Genomic DNA, 20935 nt, shown 5'->3' on the forward strand with positions numbered 1-20935 from the left:
ACGATGATCGAGTCGCGCCGCGAGAGCAGCGCCTTGGTCGCGGCCAGGCGCATCTGCTCGATGTGGTCGTTGATCGAGGCGTCCTTCTCGATGAAGGTGTCCGAGGCGACCACGTAGGCCTCGGGCTGGTAGTAGTCGTAGTAGCTGACGAAGTACTCCACCGCGTTGTGCGGGAAGAACTCCTTGAACTCGCCGTAGAGCTGCGCGGCCAGCGTCTTGTTCGGCGCCAGGATCACCGCCGGGCGCTGCACCTGCTGGATCACGTTGGCGATGGTGTAGGTCTTGCCCGAGCCGGTAACGCCCAGCAGCGTCTGCGCGGCCAGGCCGGCCTCGAAGCCCTCGCTGAGTTTCGCGATGGCCTGCGGCTGGTCGCCGGAGGGCTGGTACGGGGAGACGAGCTGGAAATGGTCGGTCATGGCTGACGGATATGCGGGCGGATGGGGCGATCTTAAAGGCGCCCTGCTGACAGGCTCTGTCAGCACAGGCGCACGGGATGGCGGCATTCAGGCTGCTGCCGGCGGCGGGCCACGCGGTCGATGATGCGCGTTCCTCGCAGGGAGCGACGGCATGGCACGGAGGCAGGGAAGCGGACGCGGCCGCATGCGTGGCGTCACGCTGGTCGAGCAGGTGATGGTGGTGGCGGTCCTGGCCGTCCTGGTCGGCATCGCCAGCCCCTCGCTGGCCGGACTGGTCCGCCGCGGGCGCACCCGGTCGGCGCAGGCGGACTTCCTGGAGGCGCTCGGCTTTGCGCGCAGCGAGGCCGTGCTGCGGAGCACGCGGGTGCTGTTCTGTCCGAGCCGCGACCGGGTGCATTGCAGCGACGAAAACCGCTGGGATGGCGGCTGGCTGGTCGGGTTCGACCGCAACCACGACAACCAGCCGGATGCCGCTCCGCTGCGCGTCGGGGGCGCGCATGCGCACCTGCGGATCCTGAGCAGCGCGTCACGCCGGCATGTGGCGTTCCTGCCGGACGGCAGTGCCGCGGGGAGCAACCTCTCCCTGCTTTTCTGCGCACCGGGTGACGGCCGGGAGGCGCTTGGCCTGGTGGTGTCCAACTCGGGGCGGGTGCGCGGAAGCCGGCCCCGGGGCACGCTTGCCGAAGGTTGCAGATAGGGCGGTTCGGCCCGCCGGTTGGCGGAACCGATGGGCGGGCGTGCCGCCGTGCTCTACCGGCCGTTCACGGGGTCGGTGCCACAACCGGCCCGGACTCAACCGGAGGTGCGCCATGGCTTACGGAGACCCGTCGAACCACCGACCGTCACCGCCGACGCCGCCACCCGACGCCGCGCCGTTGCTGGCGGCCGCGCAGCGGCATCTGGAGAGCGCCGGGGTCTCGGCTTGCGTCGTGCGCAGCCCGGATGGCGCGCTGATGGTGGCGGTGGGAGCGCCGTCGGATCGGCTGTTTGCCGTGTTGGCGAGGCAGGCGTCGTCGTCGCCGGGTGACGCGTCGGGTTGAGTGGGCTGAGGGTCGCGCGCGCTTTTGTGTTTCGTTCCGTTGCGGAGCTGGTGGCAGCCCGGGTGGCGGACGCGGGCGGTAACTTTGCGGGTGGTATTTCACGGGACCGCCGGGATGGCGGTCGCGCACGGGTGTGCTCCTACAAAGACGGGGTGCGCAAAAAGGCCTTGCATCGCTGCGAGGCCTTCGATCGCGCACGTCTTTTCGTCCTTTGCGACCTGGCATCAGGCTTAGGTGGCGGACGCGGGCGGCACCTTTGCGGGTGGCATTTCACGACACCGTCGGCATGGCGGTCGCGCACTGGGTGCGCTCCTACCCGGGCGCATGGGCGCAAAGAAAAAGGCCTCGCATCGCTGCAAGGCCTTGCAATATGGCGCCCGAAGTTGGACTCGAACCAACGACCCCCTGATTAACAGTCAAGTGCTCTAACCAGCTGAGCTATTCGGGCGGGGCGAGCTGCGTAGTTTGAATAGCGTAGCGAAAGCTGTCAAGCGGCCGGGGCAGCCTCCTTGCCTTCCGCACGCACGCGGTAGCAGGGCTCGTAGGCCGAGCCGCCGGGCAGCTTCATGCGGTGCTGGCCGACGAAGGCCTGCAGCAGGGCGTCGAGGGCCCGCATGATGTCGGCCTCGCCGTCAATGTCGAACGGGCCGTGCTGCTCGATCGCACGCACGCCTTCCTCCTTCACGTTGCCGGCGACGATGCCGGAGAACGCGCGGCGCAGGTCCGCCGCCAGCTCGTGGCGCGGGCGGCCGCGGTGCAGGGCCAGCCCGCGCATCGCCTCGTGGGTCGGGCGGAACGGCAGCTGGAAGGCGAACGGGATGTCCAGCGCCCAGTTGAAGAAGAACGCGTCCTTGGTGTCGAGGCGGTGGTTGCGCACCCTGTCGATGCCCTTGACCATCGCGCGCGCCACGGCCGCCGGATCGTCGACGATGATCTGGTAGTGCTGCGCCACTTCCTCGCCCAGGCTGAGCTTCAGGAAGCGGTCGATCTGCTCGAAGTACGCGGCGGACTGCTTGGGACCGGTGAAGATCAGCGGGAACGGGATGCCCGCATTGGACGGGTGCAGCAGGATGCCGAGCAGGTAGAGAATCTCCTCTGCCGTGCCCACGCCGCCGGGGAACACCACGATGCCGTGCGCCATGCGGACGAACGCCTCCAGGCGCTTCTCGATGTCCGGCATGATCACCAGTTGGTTGACGATCGGATTGGGCGACTCGGCGGCGATGATGCCCGGCTCGGTGATGCCGATGTAGCGGTTGTTGCGCCGGCGCTGCTTGGCATGCGCGATGGTGGCGCCCTTCATCGGGCCCTTCATGGCGCCGGGGCCGCAGCCGGTGCAGATGTCGGTCCCGCGCAGGCCGAGCTGGTAGCCCACCGACTTGGTGTACTCGTACTCGTCGCGCGAGATCGAATGGCCGCCCCAGCACACCACCAGATTCGGGTCGATGTGCGGCTTGAGGATGCGCGCGTTGCGCAGGATCTCGAACACCGCGTGGGTGATGCCCACCGTGTCGTCCAGGTCGAAACCGCCCTGCTCCAGCTGCGTGGCGACGTAGACGATGTCGCGCACCACCGCGACCAGCAGTTCGTTGATGCCGCGGATGATCTGGCCGTCGACGAAGGCCTGTGCGGGCGCGTGGGAGAGCTCGATCTTGATGCCGCGGTCCTGTTGCAGCACCTGGATGTCGAAGTCGGGGTACTGCTCGAACATCGAGCGCGGATCGTCGCTGATGCTGCCGGAGGTCAGCACGGCCAGCGCGCAGCGGCGCAGCAGCGCATGCAGGCCCGAGCCGCTGGCGTCGCGCAGGCGGGCGACCTCGTTGCGCGAGAGGATGTCCAGTCCGCCCGCCGGCGAGATCCTTGCGCTGACGGTGGCGGGTTTGCCGGCGCGGCCGGCGTAGCTGTCGTTCATTCTTGCCTTCTCCTGTCGCTGACGGTGTCCGGCCTGATGCCGGCGCCGTGGCGGACCGCCTAGCTTCCCGCGGGCACCGGATGCGGTCAAGCACGAGAGCGTGTACGCAGGAGCCTCCGCGCGGGCGGCCATCACCCGGTGGCGACGCCGCGCACGCGGCCTTTCCCAGCGGGTCTTCCAAAGAAAATGCCGGCGCCCTCGGGGGCGCCGGCATGATCAGGCCGTCCTGGCCGACGTGCTTAGAACGTGTAGCGGAGCGTCACCATCGCCGACCAGCGCGACACGACGCGGGTCGGGTTCTGGCCGGCCTCGTACACGCCGACCTGGGTCGGTACGACGAAATTGCCGTTCTTGTCGCCGATCTGGTAGACGTACTTGCCATCCTCGACGCCGGCATAGCCTGCCAGGTTACGGGTCTGGTACTGCACGTACGGGACGTTGCCCCAATCCTTGTTCAGCAGGTTGAGGAAGTTGTACACGTCCAGCCTCAGCTCACCCTTGTTGCCCTTGAAGAAGCCGGGCACTTCCTGGACGAAGCTCATGTCGAGCTGGTTCGTCCACGGCAGGTGATCGCCATTGCGGCCGGCAATCTGGCCGCGATGCGAGTTCAGGTACTTGTTGCTGGAGATGTAGTCCTGGAACTGCTGCACCACCGCGTCGCTGACCGGGTTGCCGTAGTAGTCGACATAGCCGCCCACCAGCGAGTCGTTGGTCTTGGGGATGTAGGCCAGGTCGTAGTAGCTGATCCCGTCGCCGTTGGCATCGCCGCTGTAGACCCAGCTGTAAGGCAGGCCGTCGTGGCCGACATACAGCGCCGACACCTGGGTGTTGTAGTCACCGAAGAAGTGGTGCTGCCAGGTCAGCGACAGCTTGAGGCTGCGCGGAATGTTGTAGGCGGACGTGCCGACGTCGTCGGTATTGACGTTGACGCGCGGCGTGTACTGGTAGTTCGAGAACGCCTGCGAGCTGCCACCCGGGTTGACCTCGGTCGCATGGCTGAGCGTGAAGCTGGCGCTGCCGAAGAAGCTGTCGGAGAACGGCTTCTTCAGGGCGAGCGTCAGGCTGTCCGACTTGCCCTTGTGCGTGTTGGTCAGCAGCGTCGAGGCGGTGGAGAACGCCGGGTTGGCGCCGTTGTTGGCGTGGTTGCCGAAGTCATACGGGCCCGCACCGGGAACCGTCCAGTACTGCTCGCGCCCATCGGGCAGCACGCCGGAAGGGGTACCCAGGTTGGTGGCCTGGTAGAGAATGCCGTCGCGCACCTGAATGTGCTGGTATTCGGCAGACGCGACCATGCCCCACCACGGCAGCTCGCGATCGAACGCCAAGGTAGCCTTCCACACGGTCGGCAGGCGGAAGTCCTTGGAGATGGTATCGACCGGACCGGCAATGGCGCAGTCGGCCGAGGTGTCCACGTTCTGGTTATACGGATCCGGGCTGAAGGCCGGCCGTGCGTCGCATCCAAAGTTCGCACGATAGCCGTACTTGTAGTCGACGATCGTCAGGCCGTTGTTCTGGTACGGGTTGGTCATCCAGACGGTCGGCGGATTGGTCTGGAACAGGCCCACGCCGCCGCGCAACTGGGTCATCAGCTCGCTGTCGAAGTTGTAGTTGAACGACAGGCGCGGCTCGACCACCCGGTTGCTCGAACCGACCGCGAAGTTGTTCGGATAGCCGAACGCCTCGGTGGCCGCGGCGTTGTACGGCGGCTTGTGGTCGGAGTACGGGATGTCGACGCGCACGCCGTACTGCAGCGACAGGTTGTCATTGACCTGCCAGGTGTCCTGCAGGAACGGGCTGTACTGGCGATAGGTCCAGCGCGCGGCAATGTCGTTCACCGACAGGTCGCCCGCCGGCTGGTACAGCTCGTAGCTGTCGTAATTGCCAGCCGCGAAGTCTTCGATGCTGTTGAAGACGTAGTTGCCGAACTCGGTGCGGCCGAACAGGTTGTAGATCTTGTCCTGCTCGAAGGCCAGGCCACCCTTGATGGTGTGATCGCCCGCGTAGTACGTGCCGGCCAGGAACGCCGTCCAGCGCTTGGTCTGGATGTTGTTGTAGTGGCGATACTGGTCTTCGCCGAGGTTCACCGCCGGAGAGCGGAAGCCATCGGCATGGACCTGGATGGACGGCTGGTCAACGGGGCCGCCGGCATCCTGGGTGAACTGCTGCAGGCCGACCTTCGCTTCGGTCGAGAAGTTTTCGGTCCAGTCGTCGAACAGGTGGACCACGGTGTTCTCGGTGAGGCTCTTGGTGGTGTACCAGTAGCTGCTCAGGCCGACCGTGGTGTTGCCGTTGCCGTTGACCTTCGGGTACGACTCCTTCGTACGCTGGTAGGTGAAGCTGGCGCGGTGGTTGTTGGTGATGTTCCAGTCCAGCTTCGCCAGGTAACGGTCATCGGTGAGGTTGGTGTTGCCACCGGCGACGGTACCCGGAACCAGGCCGTACTGGTTGATGGCGATGTCGCGGATGCGCTCGATGTCGCCCGGCGAGACCGCCGAGGCGGACGACGGACTGTCGCCCAGGCTCGGGTCGTACGCCACGTTGGACGAGGAGCCGATCGAGGTGGTCTTCTGCTTCTCGGCCGACGCGAAGAAGAACAGCTTGTCCTTGATGATCGGACCGCCGACGGTCAGGCCCTTGGTCGTGTCCACGCCGTAGCCGTGGTACGCGTAGTTGGGATCATCGTGCTCGAGATAGCCGGCGTCACCGACCATGTGCGAGGCATTGCGGTAGGCGTAGTAGGCCGAACCGTGGAAGTCGTTGGTGCCCGACTTGGTGACGGCGTTGATCTCCGCGCCGACGCTGTCGGAGACGACGTCGAAGTTGGCGGTGGAGATGTTGTACTCGGCGATGGTGTCCGGCGAGATCGGCGAACCCTGGTAGGGCATGCCGTTGGCGTTCAGGCCGAACGGGTCGCCCTGGGAGACGCCGTCCACGCTGATGTTGTTGTAACGGGTGTTCTGGCCGTTCGCGGAGATCGCGCCCGAGCCGATGTCGGTGACCGTGATGCGCGGATCGAGGCGCGCCACGTCGTCGATCGAGCGGTTGCCCTGCGGCGTGGCCGCCAGCTCGCGCTGCGACACGTTGGTCGACAGGCCCTTGTTGTCCGGCGTGAAGGTGTTCATCAGCGCCGAGGCGGTGACGGTCACGGCGCCGAGGTTCTGCGCCTCGACGGCGGCCATCTTCAGGTTGACCGCGGAGGTCTGGCCCAGCTGCAGGTAGACATTGTCCTGCTCGCCCTGGGTCAGGCCGGACTTGCTGGCGGTGATGTCGAACGGACCGCCCACGCGCAGGCCCTGCGCGGTGTAGCGGCCGCTGGCGTCGGTGGTCACCACCTTGGTGGTGCCCGAGGGCTGGTGGACGATCGTCACGGTGGCGTTGGCCACCGGCTGCCCGGAGGCATCGACCACCTGGCCGGCAACCGCCGAGGAGGTCACGTTCTGCGCGATGGCGGGCGCCGTACCGACCGCCAGCAGCGCGGCGATGGCAAACGGCAGGGCCTTGGCACGAATTGGACTGTTCATCGTTTGTATAGACCTGTATTGGTTTGCAACGGAAAACTCGATGTCGGGACAAAAAAACACACCGATGCCGGGCCGTAGGCCAGGCATGCGAGTCACGTGTGTCATCCCCTAACTTCTTGGCGCAGCTATCGTCCAGCAGCGATGGGGCCACCCCATCTACCGACCAGTTGTTAAGCAAACTTAACGATAGTTTATGACAAGACGACGACCGAATCACGCTTTTTCGTGATCAGCTTCACCCGTCGTTCTTGCCTAGGTAGCGCGCCCGCTTGGCCGGCTTGAGCGTGGACAGGTCGAGCATGACCAGGCCATCGACGCAGCCGGAGAAACCGGGATCTTCGCCGAAGTCGAGGAACTGCACGCCTTCGGGGTCCACCAGGTCGACGTACTGGCGGTACAGCACCGGCAGGCTCACGCCCAGTGCGTCCAGATGGTGTTTGAGCTTGCCCAGCCCGGCCTGCGCGTCGAGTCCCTCCAGCGCGCGGCGCACCAGCCCGATCACGCCCGGCGACACCACGAACGGCTGCCGCGCCGACGCCAGCCCCGGCGTGCCGAAGTAGTGCTGGTGCGCGGCGGCGATCCACTCGCGCGCCTCGCGCGGCAGCTTGACCGACATGCTCACCGGACCGAACAGGTAGCGCAGTTCCGGATGCCGCTGCAGGTACAGGCCGATGCCCTGCCACAACTGGTCCAGCGCGCGCGAGCGCCAGTAGGCCGGTGCGATGAAGCTGCGGCCCAGTTCCAGTCCCTGCGCCAGGCGCGACTCCAGCGCCGGCGAATAGTTGAAGAGGCTCGAGGTATAGAGACCTCCCAGCCCACGTTCGGCAATGAGACGGCCGCCGTGGCCGAAGCGATAGGAACCGACGATGCGCAGCGCGGCCGGGTCCCACAGCAGCAGGTGTTCGTAGTGCGGATCGAAGGCGTCCAGGTCGCGCCGCGCGTTGGTGCCCTCGCCCACCTTGCGGAAGGTCAGTTCGCGCAGGCGGCCGATCTCGCGCAGCACGGTGCTGTCGGCCGCCCCCTTGAACAGCCAGGCCTGCTTGCCGTCGCTCAGTTCGGCCAGCTTTTCGCCCTGCGCCTGCAGTTCGGCCGCCACCCGTTCGGCGGGCTCCGGGTGCGCCAGTGGCACCTGCCCGCCGAAGATCAACCCGCGCCGCCGTCCCACCCGGTAGACGTGCCGGCGCATCAATGTGGCGGCCCGTCCGGCCGAGCCGGCGCTGCGCTCGAACAGCTCTTCGGCGCTGACCAGCGCCCCGACGCTGAGGCCGATCCGGCGCCTGACCGGCGCCACCGCCTCGCGCGGCAGCATCGCGGTGCTGAGCGGTTTGGCCAGCATCGACAACCCGTAGAACGCGGCGGAGTTGCGTGCGGCGACGTGCACCGGCAACACCGGCGCGTTGCTGTGCCTGGCCAGCCGTGCGAAGCCATCGGACCACTGGCCATCGCGCACGCCGCCAGCCCCCACGCGCGAGACCTCGCCGGCCGGGAACACGATCAGCGCCTCGCCCCGCTCCAGCGCGCGGTAGACACCGCGCAGCTTCGACGCGGCGCCCTTGCCGAACACGTCCACCGGCAGCAGCAACCGGCGCAGCGGCTCGATCGCGGCCAGCCAGTCGTTGCCCAGGATGCGCACGTCTGGCCGCACCGAGCCGACCAGTTGCAGCAACGCCAGCGCGTCGACCATGCCCAGCGGGTGGTTGGCCACGACCAGCACGGGGCCGTCGACCGGGATGTGCTCGCGCTCGCGCGGGCTGACGTGGTAGCTGGCGCCGAGCAGCTCCAGCGCACGCTCGACGAAATCGAAGCCCTGTGCCGGACTGACCGCACCCAGCACGCGATTGAAGCCGGTCTCGTCCGCCAGGCGGCCCAGCAATCCCGCCACCGGACGGCGAAGACGCGGGTGCTGCGCCAGCCAGGGCAGCCGTTCGACAAGGGCGCGTTCGACGCTGAGCATGACCGTCCTCCTGGTTTTCGCCGTCCATGCTGGCGCGCGATTATGACAGCAGCGGGACCGCACTCACGATGCGCGAAGGGCGGCCCGTCGGGTGCGCTTCAGCTGATTGCCCGTCGCCTCGAAAGTGGGCAGCGGGCACGCCGTCGATCCGGCGGAGCCTCACACGCGCATGTGCAGGAACGCCGCCACGCCACCCATGAACATCTGCACCGACAGCGCGATCAGCAGCATGCCCATCACGCGCTCCAGCGCGGTCAGCACGCTCTCGCCCAACCAGCGGAACAGGTAGGTGGACGACAGCAGGATCGCCGACGTCGCCAGCCACGCGAGCAGCAGCGCGGTGGCCCAGTCGGCGGTGCGCCCCGGCGAGGTGTTGGTCAGCAGCAGCAGCGCGGCCATCGCCGACGGACCGGCCACGCCGGGAATCGCCATCGGCACGATGAACGGCTCACCCTCGCCCGGCTTGCCGAAAATGCCGCCCTCCGGCGGCGGGAACACCATGCGGATGCCGATCAGGAACAGCACGATGCCGCCGGCGATGCTGATCGACTCCTGGCGCAACTGCAGCAGCTTCAGGATGTGCTGGCCGCCGATCAGGAAGCCCAGCAGGACGCCCAGCGCGATCAGCAGCTCGCGGATCATCACCACGCGCCGGCGCCTGGGCGGTACGTGCTTGAGCAGGCTCAGGAAGAACGGCACGTTGCCGAGCGGATCCATGATCAGGAACAGCAGGATGCCCGCCGAGAGGGTGGTCATCTGCGTTTCCATGGAAGGCTCCTTCAGGGGGTCGTCGTGAGGCAGGATGCCATGCGGGGCACGCGGGAACATGGCGGTCGCGCACAGGTGCGCGCCTGCAAGGCAGTTATGTGGCTGCAGCCCGTCCGGGACGGGCGCTCGCTCGCGGTCAGTCCGGGCGCAGGTCCAGCATGGCGCCGCGTGCGGCCGCGCCCTGTGGGCCAAGCAACCATACCGCCGCGGCGGCCGCCGCATCGGGCAACGGCTGCGTGTTCGGGTCCTCGCCGAAATAGGCCAGGTGCCGCAGCGCCGTGCGCATCGGCGCGGGCAGCAGTGCGTGGGTGCGGATGGCGGTCGTGTCGGTCTCCTGGTGCAGGATCTCGACGAACCGCTCCAGCGCAGCCTTCGACACGCCGTAGGCGCCCCAGTGCGCGCGGTTGACCAGGTCGGGATTGTCCAGCACGAACACCACCGCGGCATCGGGCGCCTTGGCCAGCAGCGGCAGGCAGGCCTGGGTCAGGGCGAACGGCACGGACACGTTGATGTGCATGGTGCGCAGCCACTCGTCCGGCTTGTGCATGGTGATCGGGGTGAGGCCACCGAAGCTTGCGGCGCAGTGCACGATGCCATCCAGCCGGCCCAGCTCCTGTTCGAGTCCGTCGGCCAACGCCTCGTAATCGCGCGGCGTGGCCGCTTCCATGTCCAGTGGATGGATCACCGGCTCGGGCAACTGCTCGGCGACGATCAGATCGTAGAGCTGCTCGAGCTGGCGCTTGCGCTTGCCGGTGATCACCACCGTTGCCCCTGCGCGCGCGACGGCCAGCGAGACGGCGCGGCCGAGGCCACCGTAGGCGCCGGTGACCAGCACCACGCGACCGGCCAGGCTGTCGGCCGCGGGCGCAGCGTCCTGCGGCAGGCGTGCGATCGGCAGCGTCATGCGCGTACCGTCCCGCTGACGTCGGCGGCCATGCGCGCCAGTTCGCCGGAGGACTTTAGATCCTCCACGATGTCGCAACCACCGATCAGCTCGCCCTGGATGAAGAACTGCGGGAAGGTCGGCCAGTTGGCGAAGTGCGGCAGCGCGGCACGCACCTCCGGATCGGCCAGCACGTTGACCGCTTCGAAGTCGGCGCCGGCCTCCTTCAGCGCCTGCGCGGCGCGGGCGGAGAAGCCGCACATCGGGAACTGCGGCGTGCCCTTCATGAAAAGCACCATGGGGTGCCCAGCGAGCACCGCCTTGATTCGCTCGTTAACGTCCATAGCTCGGGGGTTCTACAATGCGTGCAGGACCACAAGTGTATCAGCCGCGCACGGCCCGCCACCCGGCAGCCGACGCCCGGCTCCCCTTAGCCGCAAGCCCAAGGAGTCCCTCATGGCGATCGAACTTCCCCCCCTGCCTTACGAAAAGAACGCGCTGGAGCCGCACATCTCGGCCGAGACGCTGGAGTTCCATCACGACAAGCACCACCAGGCTTACGTGACCAACCTCAACAAGCTGATCGAGGGCACCGAGTTCGAAGGGATGGCGCTCGAGGAGATCGTCCGCAAGTCCTCCGGCGGCGTGTTCAACAACGCCGCGCAGACCTGGAACCACACCTTCTACTGGCACTCGATGAAGCCCAACGGCGGCGGCGAGCCGACCGGCAAGCTGGCCGACGCGATCAACAAGGCGTTCGGTTCGGTCGACAAGTTCAAGGAAGAGTTCGCCAAGATGGGTGCGAGCAACTTCGGCTCGGGCTGGACCTGGCTGGTGCAGCGTCCTGACGGCTCGCTCGGCATCGTCAACACCTCCAACGCCGGCACGCCGATCACCGGCAGCGACAAGCCGCTGTTCACCTGTGACGTGTGGGAACACGCCTACTACATCGATTACCGCAACGCCCGCCCGAAGTACCTCGAGCACTTCTGGAACGTGGTGAACTGGGAGTTCGCCGCCAGCAACATGGCCTGAGCGGGGTCGGTGTCCAATAAAAAAGCGGAGCCGTCCGGCTCCGCTTTTTTATTGCGGGAATGACGTCAGACTCAGCCCAGCACTTGCAGGGCAGGCTCCGCCTGCGCCTCGCGCCCCAACTGGCGGGCGATGCCGCCAACCCGTTCGGCCAACAGGCGTGCCTCGGGTGCACATACCGTGGCATGACCGACCTTGCGCCCCGGGCGTGCCTGCTTGCCGTAGTCGTGCCAGTGGGCGTCCGTGGTGGTCAGCACCGGCGCGGGGTCGGGCAGCTCGCCGATCCAGTTGAACATGCACGACAGCCCGCGCGCGCCGGTGTCGCCCAGCGGCATGCCGAGCACGGCACGGACGTGGTTCTCGAACTGGCTGGTATGCGCACCCTCGATGGTCCAGTGGCCGGAGTTGTGCACGCGCGGCGCCATCTCGTTGCCCAGCAGCTGGCCGTCCTTGACGAACAGCTCCAGTGCGAACACGCCCACGTAGTCCAGCCGCTCGGCCAGCGTGCGGGCCAGGTCGGTGGCGCGCCGCTGCAGCTGGTCGATGTCCGGCGCCGGCGCCAGGCTGAGGCTCAGCACGCCCTCGGTGTGCCAGTTGCGGGTCAGCGGCCAGGTACGGAAATCGCCCTCGCGGCTGCGCACGGCGATCACCGACAGTTCGCGTTCGAACGGCACGAACGCCTCCAGGATCAGTCCGTGCGCGGCGCCCTGCGCACCCAGCGCTGCCCAGGCGGCCTCGGCGTCGGCCGGCGTCTTCAGGCGGAACTGGCCCTTGCCGTCATAGCCCAGCCGGCGCGTCTTGAGGATCGCCGGCGCACCGACTTCCGCGATCGCGCGATCGAGGTCCTCGCGCGTGTCCACCGCCACGAAGGCGGGCGTATCCAGGCCACACTCGCGGAACAGCGTTTTCTCGGCCAGCCGGTCCTGCGCCACCGCCAGCGCACCCGGCACGGGCGACACGGCCACGCGCTCGGCGAGCCAGTGCGCACTCTCGGCCGGCACGTTCTCGAAGTCGAAAGTGACCACGTCGACCATGGACGCAAAGCGCTCCAGCGCCGCGTAGTCCTTCCAGTCGGCCACCACCAGCGGCGCGACCTGCCCCGCGCAGGCATCGCCGGCACTGTCGACCACCAGCGTCTTGACGCCCAGCGGCGCCGCGGCGAGCGCCAGCATGCGCGCCAGCTGGCCGCCCCCCAGGATGCCCAGGACCGGTTGACGACGCCCGCTCATGCGCGCGGGTCCGGCTGGTCGAGCACGCCCTGCGTCTGCCTGGCCCGATAGCCGTCCAGTGCCTGCGCGATGGCCGGGTCGTGCAGGGCCAGTACCGAAGCGGCGAGCAGGCCCGCGTTGACCGCACCGGCACGGCCGATCGCCAGCGTCCCCACCGGGATACCGGCCGGCATCTGTGCGATGGAAAGCAGCGAGTCCATGCCATTGAGCGCCTTCGACTGCACCGGCACGCCGAGCACCGGGAGACGCGTCTTGGCGGCAAGCATGCCCGGCAGGTGGGCGGCGCCGCCGGCGCCGGCGACAATCACCTCGATGCCGCGACCGACCGCTTCCTCGGCATAGCGGAACAGCAGGTCCGGCGTGCGGTGGGCAGACACCACGCGCACCTCGTGCGGCACGCCCAACTGCTCCAGCACGGCGGCGGCGTGCTCCATGGTTTCCCAGTCCGAGCGTGAGCCCATCACCACGCCCACGCGGGCCGGCTTGGCGGTCGAAGTCATGGTTCTGCCATCCCAAAAGGGCTATTGTACGGGCTTTCCGCACTGCACCCCACCACCATGGACAAGCGCCTGCTCGACATCCTGTGCTGCCCGGTCAGCAAGACGCCCGTTCGCCAGCTCGCGCGCGGCGAGCTCGATGCGATCAACGCCGCCATCGAGCGCGGCGAGGTCGACACGGTGGCCGGCGCGCGCGTCGGGGAGCGCCTGGGCGAGGGGCTCATCACCGTCGACCGCAAGGTGATCTATCGCGTCGACGACGGCATCCCCGTGATGCTGCCCGAGGAAGGCATCGGCACGGTGCAGCTGAAGGACTTTCCCGCCACTGCCTGAAGCGACTTCTTCGAAAAGTGAACCGCGCCATGCTTTTACACAAGGCGTGGACTAATGTGTACGCCAGTGCATGACCCGTTCACGTTTCGTCGCTTAAGGTCGAATTTTCCGCGGCAATGGCAGCCGTGGCCGTCGGCAAGGGATGCTTCAGGGGTGTGGCGATGAAAGAAGCCAATGAGCCAAGCAAGGTCGTCAGCCTGAGCCAGCGGCAGGAGTCGGCCGAGCGCGTGGGCGACCTGCTCGGGGCCGTGCGCAGCATTGCCGGCCGGCGCCTGCAACTGCTCCTTGGCAACATGTTCGAGCACGTCGACGACGCGCTGTTCGACCTGGCCGAGAAGGCCGAGAACAATGCCGCCCAGATGCACTACTTCGACGGCATGCGCGAGGTGCGCAAACGGCGGCCGATGGTCGAGCGCAGCTTCCTCACCCAGGTCAGCCGCGAGTTGACGGGTATCGTCTCCCGCCCCGCCCCGTCGCCGGCGGCCGCGCCCTCGTCCGCGCCGGTGGAGCTCTCGCTGGTGGCCGAGAACGAGCTGGAGGAATCGCTCGCGATCACCAGCATGACTGCCAAGAACGAGTCCCGCCTGGCGCGCGACCTGTTCGCGGTCAACCAGCGGCTGTCAGTGATCTGCGGCGGCATCAAGATCGAGGACAGCACCAACCCGGTGGCACCGGCCGCGCTGGCGCAGGCCTTTCGCCAGGCCATGCGCGAACTGGCCGCGGAGATGCGCGTCAAGCTCATCATCTACAAGCTGTTCGACCGCTACGTGCTCTCCGCGCTGGAAGAGCTCTACCAGGAGATCAACACCGAGCTGATGCGCGCCGGCGTCCTGCCCCAGCTGCGCCATGAGGTGGTGCGCGGCGACAGCGCAGCGGCCGCACCGGCTGCGGCCGGTGGCGCGGCCGCCGCGGACGCGGAGGGCGACACCGACCCGGAAGCCGAGTTGGCCAGCGAGTTGCTGCATACCGTGCGCGCCCTGTTCAGCGCCCGCCGTGCCCAGGCCGCCGGCATGGCCACGGGCGGCGCGACCGGGGTCGCGGGGGTCGCGGGCGCGGCGGGGCGTGGCGTCGCGGTGCCGACCGCGAACGAGCTGCTGGGTGCGCTCAGCGTGCTGCAGAGCCAGCTCGCGGCCGGTCCCGTCCCGAGCGGCCAGCCGGTCGATCCGGCCATGCTGGGCCGCGAAGTCGCCCAACTGAAGGAGCAACTGCTCGGTCAGCTCGGCGCCCTGCGCGGCGAGCGCCCCAGCCAGGTCTCGGCGATCGACGAGGACACCATCGACCTGGTCGGCATGTTGTTCGAATTCATCCTCGCCGACAGCACCCTGCCGGCGGAGATGCAGGTGCTGCTGGCGCGCCTGCAGATCCCCTACCTCAAGGCCGCGATCCTCGACCGCAAACTGTTCGCCCACCGGCAACACCCGGCGCGCCGGCTGCTCGACGGGCTGGCGGAACTGGCGAAGGGCTGGTCCGAGGAGTCCGACCGCGACCATCGCGTGCAGGACAAGATCAAGTCGATCGTCGAACGCCTGCTGCACGACTTCGACGACGACATGGGCCTGTTCGAGCGCCTCGGCGCCGAGCTGCAGGCCTTCCAGGAACAGAGCCGCAAGCGCGCGGAACTGGCCGAGCAGCGCGTGGCCGAATCGGCGCGCGGCCGCGAAAAGCTCGAAATGGCGCGGCGTCGCGCGGCCCGCGAGATCCTCGACCGCATCGGCAGCCAGACCCTGCCGCCGCTCATCCATGGCGTGCTGGCGCGCGCGTGGGCCAATCATCTGGTGCTGACCATACTGCGCCAGGGCGAGGACTCGCCGGCGTTCGCGGACGCACTGCGCTTCGTCAACGAATTCATAGCCAGTGCCCGTCCCGTGCAGACCGCCGAGGACCGCCGCACCCTGCTGCGCATGCTGCCGGGCATCGAGCGGGCGCTGCGCCGGGGCCTGGCCAACGTGGCCTTCCAGGAAAGTGACGTCGAACGCCTGCTTGGACAGTTGCACGCCTATTACCGGCAGCAGCTGGGCGAGGTCGCACCCGACAGCACTACCGAGGACGTCACGCTGCCCATCCCCGAGAGCATCCAGCCGCTGCTGGATACCGAAGCGGCCGAACCCGAGCCGGTGCAGGACCAGGCCGCCCCCGAGGCGGCGGACAATGGCGAGCTGTTCGAGGTCGAGCGGCTCAAGCCGGGCACGTGGCTGGAGTTCTGTCCCACCGGCGATGCGGTCACCCGCGCCAAGTTGTCCTGGATCAGCCCGATGAGCGGGCGCTACCTGTTCGTCAACCGGCGCGGCCTGAAGGTGGGCGACTATGCCCCGCAGGAACTCGCCGCCGCCCTGAGCGCAGGCAGCGCGCGCGTCCTGCCGTCCGAGCCGCTGTTCGATCGCGCGATGGGCGCGATCGTCGACCGCCTGAGCCAGGCGGCCGCGGCCGGTACGGACGAGCTGGCCTGACCTCGCGGCAGCAGCCGGTCCGACGCACCCGCGGGACCCCGCTTCCCTCGCCCCCGCGGGGCGCTGGGGGCAGGAGCGGAAATTCCGGGCAGACGCTTCGGCGGCGACCGCGAGGCAGCCAAGCTGGCCACCCCCTGCCAAGCGATGGGGCGAAACGACGGCCCGGCATTGCCGGTTGCCCTTTTCGGGCGGACGCATCGGTTCGTCGGCTATCCTTGCCGGCTGATGGGGATTGCTGGAGGCCGAATGCTTCCATGCCCGTCGCACCCTCCCGCCGAATGGATGCCGCATGTCCGCCGCAACCCCCCTCAACCCGCCCGATGCCCGCCTGATCGACGCCGACGTCGCGCGTGCCTTTGCCGAGGACCTCGGCAGCGGCGACGCCACGGCCGACCTGCTCCCGGCCGATGCCGAGGCCAGTGCTGCGCTGACCTGCCGCGAGGACGCGGTGATCGCGGGCATTCCCTGGTTCGACGCCTGCTTCCGCAAGCTCGACCCGGGTGTGGCGATCGACTGGCGCGTGCGTGACGGCGAACGCGTGGCCGCCGGCAGCGTGATATGCCACCTGCGGGGACGCGCCCGCGCCCTGGTCAGTGCCGAGCGCTCCGCTCTCAATTTCCTGCAGTTGCTCTCGGGCACGGCCACCATCACCGCCGCCTACGTGGCCGCGGTCGCCGGCACTTCGGTGCGGGTGCTGGACACGCGCAAGACCGTGCCGGGCCTGCGCCTGGCGCAGAAGTACGCCGTGCGTTGCGGCGGCGGCCACAACCACCGCATCGGCCTGTTCGATGCGATCCTGGTGAAGGAGAACCACATCGCGGCCGCGGGAGGAATCGAACCCGCCATCGCGGCCGCGCGTCGCCAGCACCCCTCGCTGCTGCTGGAGATCGAGGTCGAGACGCTGGACGAGCTGCGCTGCGCCATCGCTGCCGGCGTCGACCGGATCATGCTCGACAACTTCACGCCCGCCATGATGGGCGAGGCAGTCGCGATCGCCGCCGGCCGCGTGCCGCTCGAAATCTCCGGCAACGTGGATATTGAGACCATCGCCGGCTATGCGCGTACCGGCGTGGACTTCATCTCGGTGGGCGCACTGACCAAGCACGTACGGGCGATCGACCTGTCCCTGCGCCTGCGGCTCGATAGCTGACGTCCGATCGCAACTGCGGAATCGCACTCGAGCGAAGCTACTTGGGAGCGCATCCGCTGACCGCCCTTAGGAGCGGACCTGCGCGACCGTGGGCTTCCCCTGCCGCAAGGGGCCGCCCCCGGATGCGCTCCTGCCATGACGGGCCACCTTGCCTCCCGCGAGCACCACCCACACACTGCCTGCATGAGCCAAGTCTCCGACCTGATCGCCCTGCTGGGACTCGCTGCCGTGGCAGGCGCGTGGCTCAAGTTCACGCGTGCCCGCGAGCGGGCGGTGGATGAGGCCCGCCGGCAATGCGCGCAGCATGGACTGCAACTGCTGGATGAGACCGTGGGCCTGCGCAGCCTTCGCTGGCGGCGCGTCGATGGCGGTCGCCAGCTGGAGCTCGGCTACGCCTTCGAGGTGAGCGCGCATGGCGACGACCGGCTCGATGGTCGCCTGTGGATGCATGGCGACCGGCTCGCGAGCGTGAGCCTGCCCAGCGTCGGGGAGCCCTTGCCCGGGACACCCGGGGGCCCGCCGGCCTCATTCCCCGACAACGTCGTCCCGTTTCGGGCGAAGCGCCCCCGGATCGGACACTGACGCGGCGGCGTCGTGCGCCTTCTCCGCGGGAAGGGCCGGCGGCTGGCCTACTTCACCACCCGCAGATGGGGCGATCGCCTGGGCTTGTCAGGACCCTCCCCGGACGGCCCCGGGCTCTCCGGGCCGGGCGCGGGCGGTGGCACATCACCGTCCTCGGCCGGGAACATCATGCCCTGCCCGTTCTCCTGTGCGTACAGGGCGAGCACGGCCTGCACCGGGATCCGGATCGCCTGGCTGACGCCGGAAAAGCGTGCCTGGAACTGGATGTAGTCGTTGCCCAGTTCGAGGTTGGCCACGGCCCGCATCGCGAGGTTGAGTACCACCTGGCCGTTCTTGACCACCTGCGGCGGCACGCGCACGCCTTCGACGGTGGCGTCCACGAGGACATAGGGGGTCAACTGGTTGTCGGTGATCCAGTCGTAGATCGCCCGCAGCAGGTACGGTCGATTGGAGGTCATCGGCGGCGAGCGCTCGGTCATCGGCAGGCGCCGCTCATGGCCGCATCGCCCGTTCTTCGCTGGTGAGGCTGCGCGCATAGCCCTGGCTGTGGAACAGCCGCTCGCCGTAATCGACGATGGGCTTGCCCTCGCGACCCAGGTCCACACCCAGCCACGGCAGGCGCCAGACCACCGGGGCGACCAGACAATCGACCAGGCTCATTTCGGGATTGAGGAAGAACTTGGCCGCCTTGAACAGAGGCAGCGAGGCGAGCAGGTGCTCGCGGAGCCGCTTTCGCGCCGCATCGGCGGGACGGCCGCCCGCGCGGATGATGTCCACTTCCGGCAGCCAGTCGCGCTCGATGCGCACGGTCGCCAGGCGCAGGCGCGCACGCGACAGTGGATCGATCGGCATCAGCGGTGGATGCGGATAGCGCTCGTCCAGGTATTCGCAGACGACCGCGGTGTCGTAGAGGGTCAGGTCACGGTCGACCAGGGTCGGCGTGGTGCCGTAGGGGTTCAGGTCCAGCAGGTCTTCCGGCGGCTTGGCCGGATCGACCAGCACACGTTCGTAGCTGACGCCCTTGGCCGCCAGCACCAAGCGCGCGCGATGGCACTGGATGTCGTCGGCGGTGGTGTACAGGGTCAGTACGGTACGCGAACGAGCGCTTTGCACCATGCGCTTTTCTCCCCTTGTATAAGCGATGCGGCGGCGCTTGAGGCCGCCGCATCCGAGGCTGGCAGGCGTCCGGCTTAGTGGACGTCCTTCCAGTATTCCTTCTTCAGTGCGTAGGCCAGCAGGGTGAAGAACGCCAGGAACAGGACCACCCAGATCCCATAGGCGTGGCGCTGCAGCGCGGCCGGCTCGGACACGTAGGCCAGGAAGTTGGTCAGGTCGCGCGCCGCCTGCCGGTACTGCTCGGGCGTCATGCGGCCGGGCTGGGAGAGTTCCAGCTTTTCCACCTCCTCGCTGCCCGGCTTCTTCACCGCGGTCTGCACGCCCTGCAGCTCCCACAGCGGGAACGGCATGGAGGCGTTCGGGAACACGGTGTTGTTCCAGCCCACCGGACGGCTCGGATCGACATAGAAGCTGTTGAGGTAGCCGTAGACCCAGTCCGCCGTCTTGGCGCGGACTTCAAGCGAGAGATCCGGCGGTGCCTTGCCCAGCCACTGCTTGGCCTGTTCCTCGGGCATGTGCGAGATCACCGGCTCGCCGAACTTGGCGCCGGTGAAGTCGAGGTTTTCCATCACCTCTTTCTCGGTCAGCCCCAGGTCCTCGGCGATGCGCGAGTAACGCTGGTACTTGAGCGAGTGGCAACCCACGCAATAGTTGAAGAACAGGCGCGCGCCACGTTGCAGCGAGGCCTGGTCGCGCAGGTTCACGCCGGCCGAAGGCAGCTCCGCGCCGCCCTCCGCGGCGATGGCCTGGGTGCTGCCCACGAGCAGGCCCAGGGCGAGCGTCATCGAAAGGAGAATGTGCTTCATCAGGAGCTGTCGCTTAGTCATGCGTGGTCACCCGTTCCGGAACCGGCTTGGTGGTTTCCCAGCCGAGGCGCGTGTAGAACCACAGGAAGACGAAATAACCGAAGTAGACGGCGGTCATGAGGCGACCGAACAGGTTCTCCCAGAACGTCACGTCGACATCGCCGAACCACTCGGGGATCACTTCGGCCGTCACGCCGGCACCGACGGCGCCGAGCATGATGAACGACAGCACGAACAGGCCCAGCGCGACCTTGTAGCCGGTACCGCGGTAGCGGATCGACTTGACCTGGCCGACATCGATCCACGGCAGCGCGAACAGCAGCGCGATCGCGCCGAACATCGCCAGCACGCCCCAGAAGGCCTGCCCCAGGAACGACGGGATCATGCGCAGGATCGCGTAGAACGGGGTGAAGTACCACACCGGCTTGATGTGCGAAGGCGTGACCAGGTTGTTGGCCGGGATGAAGTTGTCGTGCTCGAGGAACCAGCCGCCCATCGTCGGCGCGAAGAAGATGATGAACGCGGCGATCAGCAGGAAGAAGCCGACGCCCACCATGTCCTTCATCGTGTAGTACGGGTGGAACGGAATGCCGTCGGCAGGCTTGAGCGCATCCCAGCGATTGCCCTTGGGACCCTTCTTGATCTCGACGCCGTCAGGGTTGTTCGAGCCGACCTCGTGCAGCGCGGCGATGTGCAGCACCACCAGCAGCAGCAGCACGATCGGCAGCGCGATCACGTGCAGCGCGAAGAAGCGGTTGAGCGTGGCATCGGCGGGCAAGTAGTCGCCCATGATCCACTCGACCAGCGTCCCGCCGATCACCGGGATCGTGCCGAACAACGAGATGATCACCTTGGCGCCCCAGAACGACATGTTGCCCCACGGCAGCACGTAGCCCATGAAGGCCTCGGCCATCAGCACCAGGAAGATCAGCATGCCCAGCAGCCACACCAGCTCGCGCGGCTTCTTGTACGAGCCGTACATCAGGCCGCGGAACATGTGCAGGAACACCACCACGAAGAACAGCGAGGCGCCGGTGGAGTGCATGTAACGGATCAGCCAGCCCCACTCCACGTCGCGCATGATGTACTCGACCGAGGCGAAGGCTTCCGCCGCGCTGGTCTTGTAGTTCATGGTGAGGAAGATGCCGGTGACGATCTGGTTGACCAGCACCAGCAGCGCCAGCGAACCGAAGTAGTACCAGAGGTTGAAGTTCTTCGGCGCGTAGTACTCGGTCATGTGCTTGCGGTA

20 protein-coding genes and 1 tRNA gene are annotated in these 20935 nt (G+C 67.8%); 7 read left to right on the forward strand and 14 right to left on the reverse strand.

All coding sequences use genetic code 11. From position 1 onward, the window contains the following. The coding region (locus tag VFH59_RS13635; protein ID WP_325165456.1) for a DEAD/DEAH box helicase family protein at positions 1-416 on the reverse strand (416 nt) is incomplete at its 3' end. Positions 417-600: 184 nt separating this feature from the next. Between VFH59_RS13635 and VFH59_RS13640 the strand changes: the two genes are divergently transcribed. Continuing rightward, positions 601-1113, forward strand: coding sequence for a GspH/FimT family protein (locus VFH59_RS13640; protein ID WP_325165457.1), 513 nt, complete (start codon positions 601-603; stop codon positions 1111-1113). Positions 1114-1225: 112 nt separating this feature from the next. Continuing rightward, entirely contained in the window at positions 1226-1456 is a 231-nt protein-coding gene (locus tag VFH59_RS13645) for a hypothetical protein (protein WP_325165458.1), read from the forward strand. Positions 1457-1827: 371 nt separating this feature from the next. Here VFH59_RS13645 and VFH59_RS13650 read toward each other — a convergent pair. From VFH59_RS13650 to grxD, 7 genes are all read right to left on the reverse strand, one after another. Beyond that, positions 1828-1904: transfer RNA gene (locus VFH59_RS13650), tRNA-Asn, on the reverse strand. 39 nt (positions 1905-1943) lie between these two features. Further along, a complete protein-coding gene (gene ppnN, locus VFH59_RS13655; RefSeq protein ID WP_325165459.1) occupies positions 1944-3368 on the reverse strand; it encodes a nucleotide 5'-monophosphate nucleosidase PpnN in 1425 nt (474 codons plus the stop codon). A gap of 239 nt (positions 3369-3607) precedes the next feature. Continuing rightward, complete coding sequence (locus tag VFH59_RS13660; RefSeq protein ID WP_325165460.1) at positions 3608-6889, reverse strand: TonB-dependent receptor; 3282 nt, start codon at positions 6887-6889, stop codon at positions 3608-3610. Between the two features lie 235 nt (positions 6890-7124). Beyond that, positions 7125-8843, reverse strand: a complete 1719-nt coding sequence (locus tag VFH59_RS13665) for a lysophospholipid acyltransferase family protein (protein WP_325165461.1) — start codon at positions 8841-8843, stop codon at positions 7125-7127. Positions 8844-9002: 159 nt separating this feature from the next. Then, positions 9003-9599 carry a YhgN family NAAT transporter gene (locus tag VFH59_RS13670; protein WP_325165473.1) on the reverse strand — a complete coding sequence of 199 codons (597 nt, stop codon included), beginning with the start codon at positions 9597-9599 and terminating at the stop codon, positions 9003-9005. Positions 9600-9747: 148 nt separating this feature from the next. Further along, the gene (locus tag VFH59_RS13675) at positions 9748-10515 is read right to left on the reverse strand and encodes an SDR family NAD(P)-dependent oxidoreductase (protein ID WP_325165462.1); all 768 of its coding nucleotides are present in this window, start codon (positions 10513-10515) and stop codon (positions 9748-9750) included. Then, complete coding sequence (grxD, locus tag VFH59_RS13680) at positions 10512-10838, reverse strand: Grx4 family monothiol glutaredoxin (RefSeq protein ID WP_325165463.1); 327 nt, start codon at positions 10836-10838, stop codon at positions 10512-10514. Before grxD ends, VFH59_RS13675 begins: the two co-directional genes overlap by 4 nt. A 112-nt stretch (positions 10839-10950) precedes the next feature. On the opposite strand from grxD, the gene VFH59_RS13685 reads away from it, so the two are divergent. Continuing rightward, complete coding sequence (locus tag VFH59_RS13685; RefSeq protein ID WP_325165464.1) at positions 10951-11529, forward strand: superoxide dismutase; 579 nt, start codon at positions 10951-10953, stop codon at positions 11527-11529. Positions 11530-11600: 71 nt separating this feature from the next. Here the strand turns inward: VFH59_RS13685 and VFH59_RS13690 are convergent, their stop codons facing one another. Continuing rightward, positions 11601-12755, reverse strand: coding sequence for a 5-(carboxyamino)imidazole ribonucleotide synthase (locus VFH59_RS13690; protein WP_325165465.1), 1155 nt, complete (start codon positions 12753-12755; stop codon positions 11601-11603). Then, complete coding sequence (gene purE / locus VFH59_RS13695; RefSeq protein ID WP_325165466.1) at positions 12752-13255, reverse strand: 5-(carboxyamino)imidazole ribonucleotide mutase; 504 nt, start codon at positions 13253-13255, stop codon at positions 12752-12754. The genes VFH59_RS13690 and purE overlap by 4 nt, the downstream gene beginning before the upstream one ends. 57 nt (positions 13256-13312) lie before the next feature. Between purE and VFH59_RS13700 the strand changes: the two genes are divergently transcribed. The 4 genes from VFH59_RS13700 (at position 13313) to VFH59_RS13715 (ending at position 17764) form a co-directional block, all read left to right on the forward strand. Further along, positions 13313-13585 (forward strand): Trm112 family protein, encoded by a 273-nt coding sequence (locus VFH59_RS13700; protein ID WP_325165474.1) that lies wholly within the window; start codon positions 13313-13315, stop codon positions 13583-13585. 161 nt (positions 13586-13746) lie between these two features. Continuing rightward, positions 13747-16032, forward strand: coding sequence for a DUF1631 domain-containing protein (locus VFH59_RS13705; protein ID WP_325165467.1), 2286 nt, complete (start codon positions 13747-13749; stop codon positions 16030-16032). Positions 16033-16321: 289 nt separating this feature from the next. Continuing rightward, positions 16322-17182 (forward strand): carboxylating nicotinate-nucleotide diphosphorylase, encoded by an 861-nt coding sequence (gene nadC / locus VFH59_RS13710; RefSeq protein WP_325165468.1) that lies wholly within the window; start codon positions 16322-16324, stop codon positions 17180-17182. A gap of 183 nt (positions 17183-17365) precedes the next feature. Further along, positions 17366-17764: a DUF3301 domain-containing protein gene (locus VFH59_RS13715; protein WP_325165469.1), complete on the forward strand. Its 399-nt coding sequence runs from the start codon at positions 17366-17368 to the stop codon at positions 17762-17764. A 47-nt stretch (positions 17765-17811) separates the two neighbouring features. Here VFH59_RS13715 and VFH59_RS13720 read toward each other — a convergent pair whose 3' ends face one another. The 4 genes from VFH59_RS13720 to VFH59_RS13735 all read right to left on the reverse strand — a co-directional run. Beyond that, positions 17812-18243: a ClpXP protease specificity-enhancing factor gene (locus VFH59_RS13720; protein WP_325165470.1), complete on the reverse strand. Its 432-nt coding sequence runs from the start codon at positions 18241-18243 to the stop codon at positions 17812-17814. A gap of 13 nt (positions 18244-18256) precedes the next feature. Further along, positions 18257-18880 carry a glutathione S-transferase N-terminal domain-containing protein gene (locus VFH59_RS13725; protein WP_325165471.1) on the reverse strand — a complete coding sequence of 208 codons (624 nt, stop codon included), beginning with the start codon at positions 18878-18880 and terminating at the stop codon, positions 18257-18259. A gap of 74 nt (positions 18881-18954) precedes the next feature. Beyond that, positions 18955-19707 (reverse strand): cytochrome c1, encoded by a 753-nt coding sequence (locus tag VFH59_RS13730; protein WP_414655897.1) that lies wholly within the window; start codon positions 19705-19707, stop codon positions 18955-18957. After that, the coding region (locus VFH59_RS13735) for a cytochrome b (RefSeq protein WP_325165472.1) at positions 19700-20935 on the reverse strand (1236 nt) is incomplete at its 5' end. The genes VFH59_RS13730 and VFH59_RS13735, both read right to left, overlap by 8 nt.

It is taken from the genome of Frateuria sp. (assembly GCF_035695185.1).
Classification (GTDB): Bacteria; Pseudomonadota; Gammaproteobacteria; order Xanthomonadales; family Rhodanobacteraceae; genus Frateuria_A.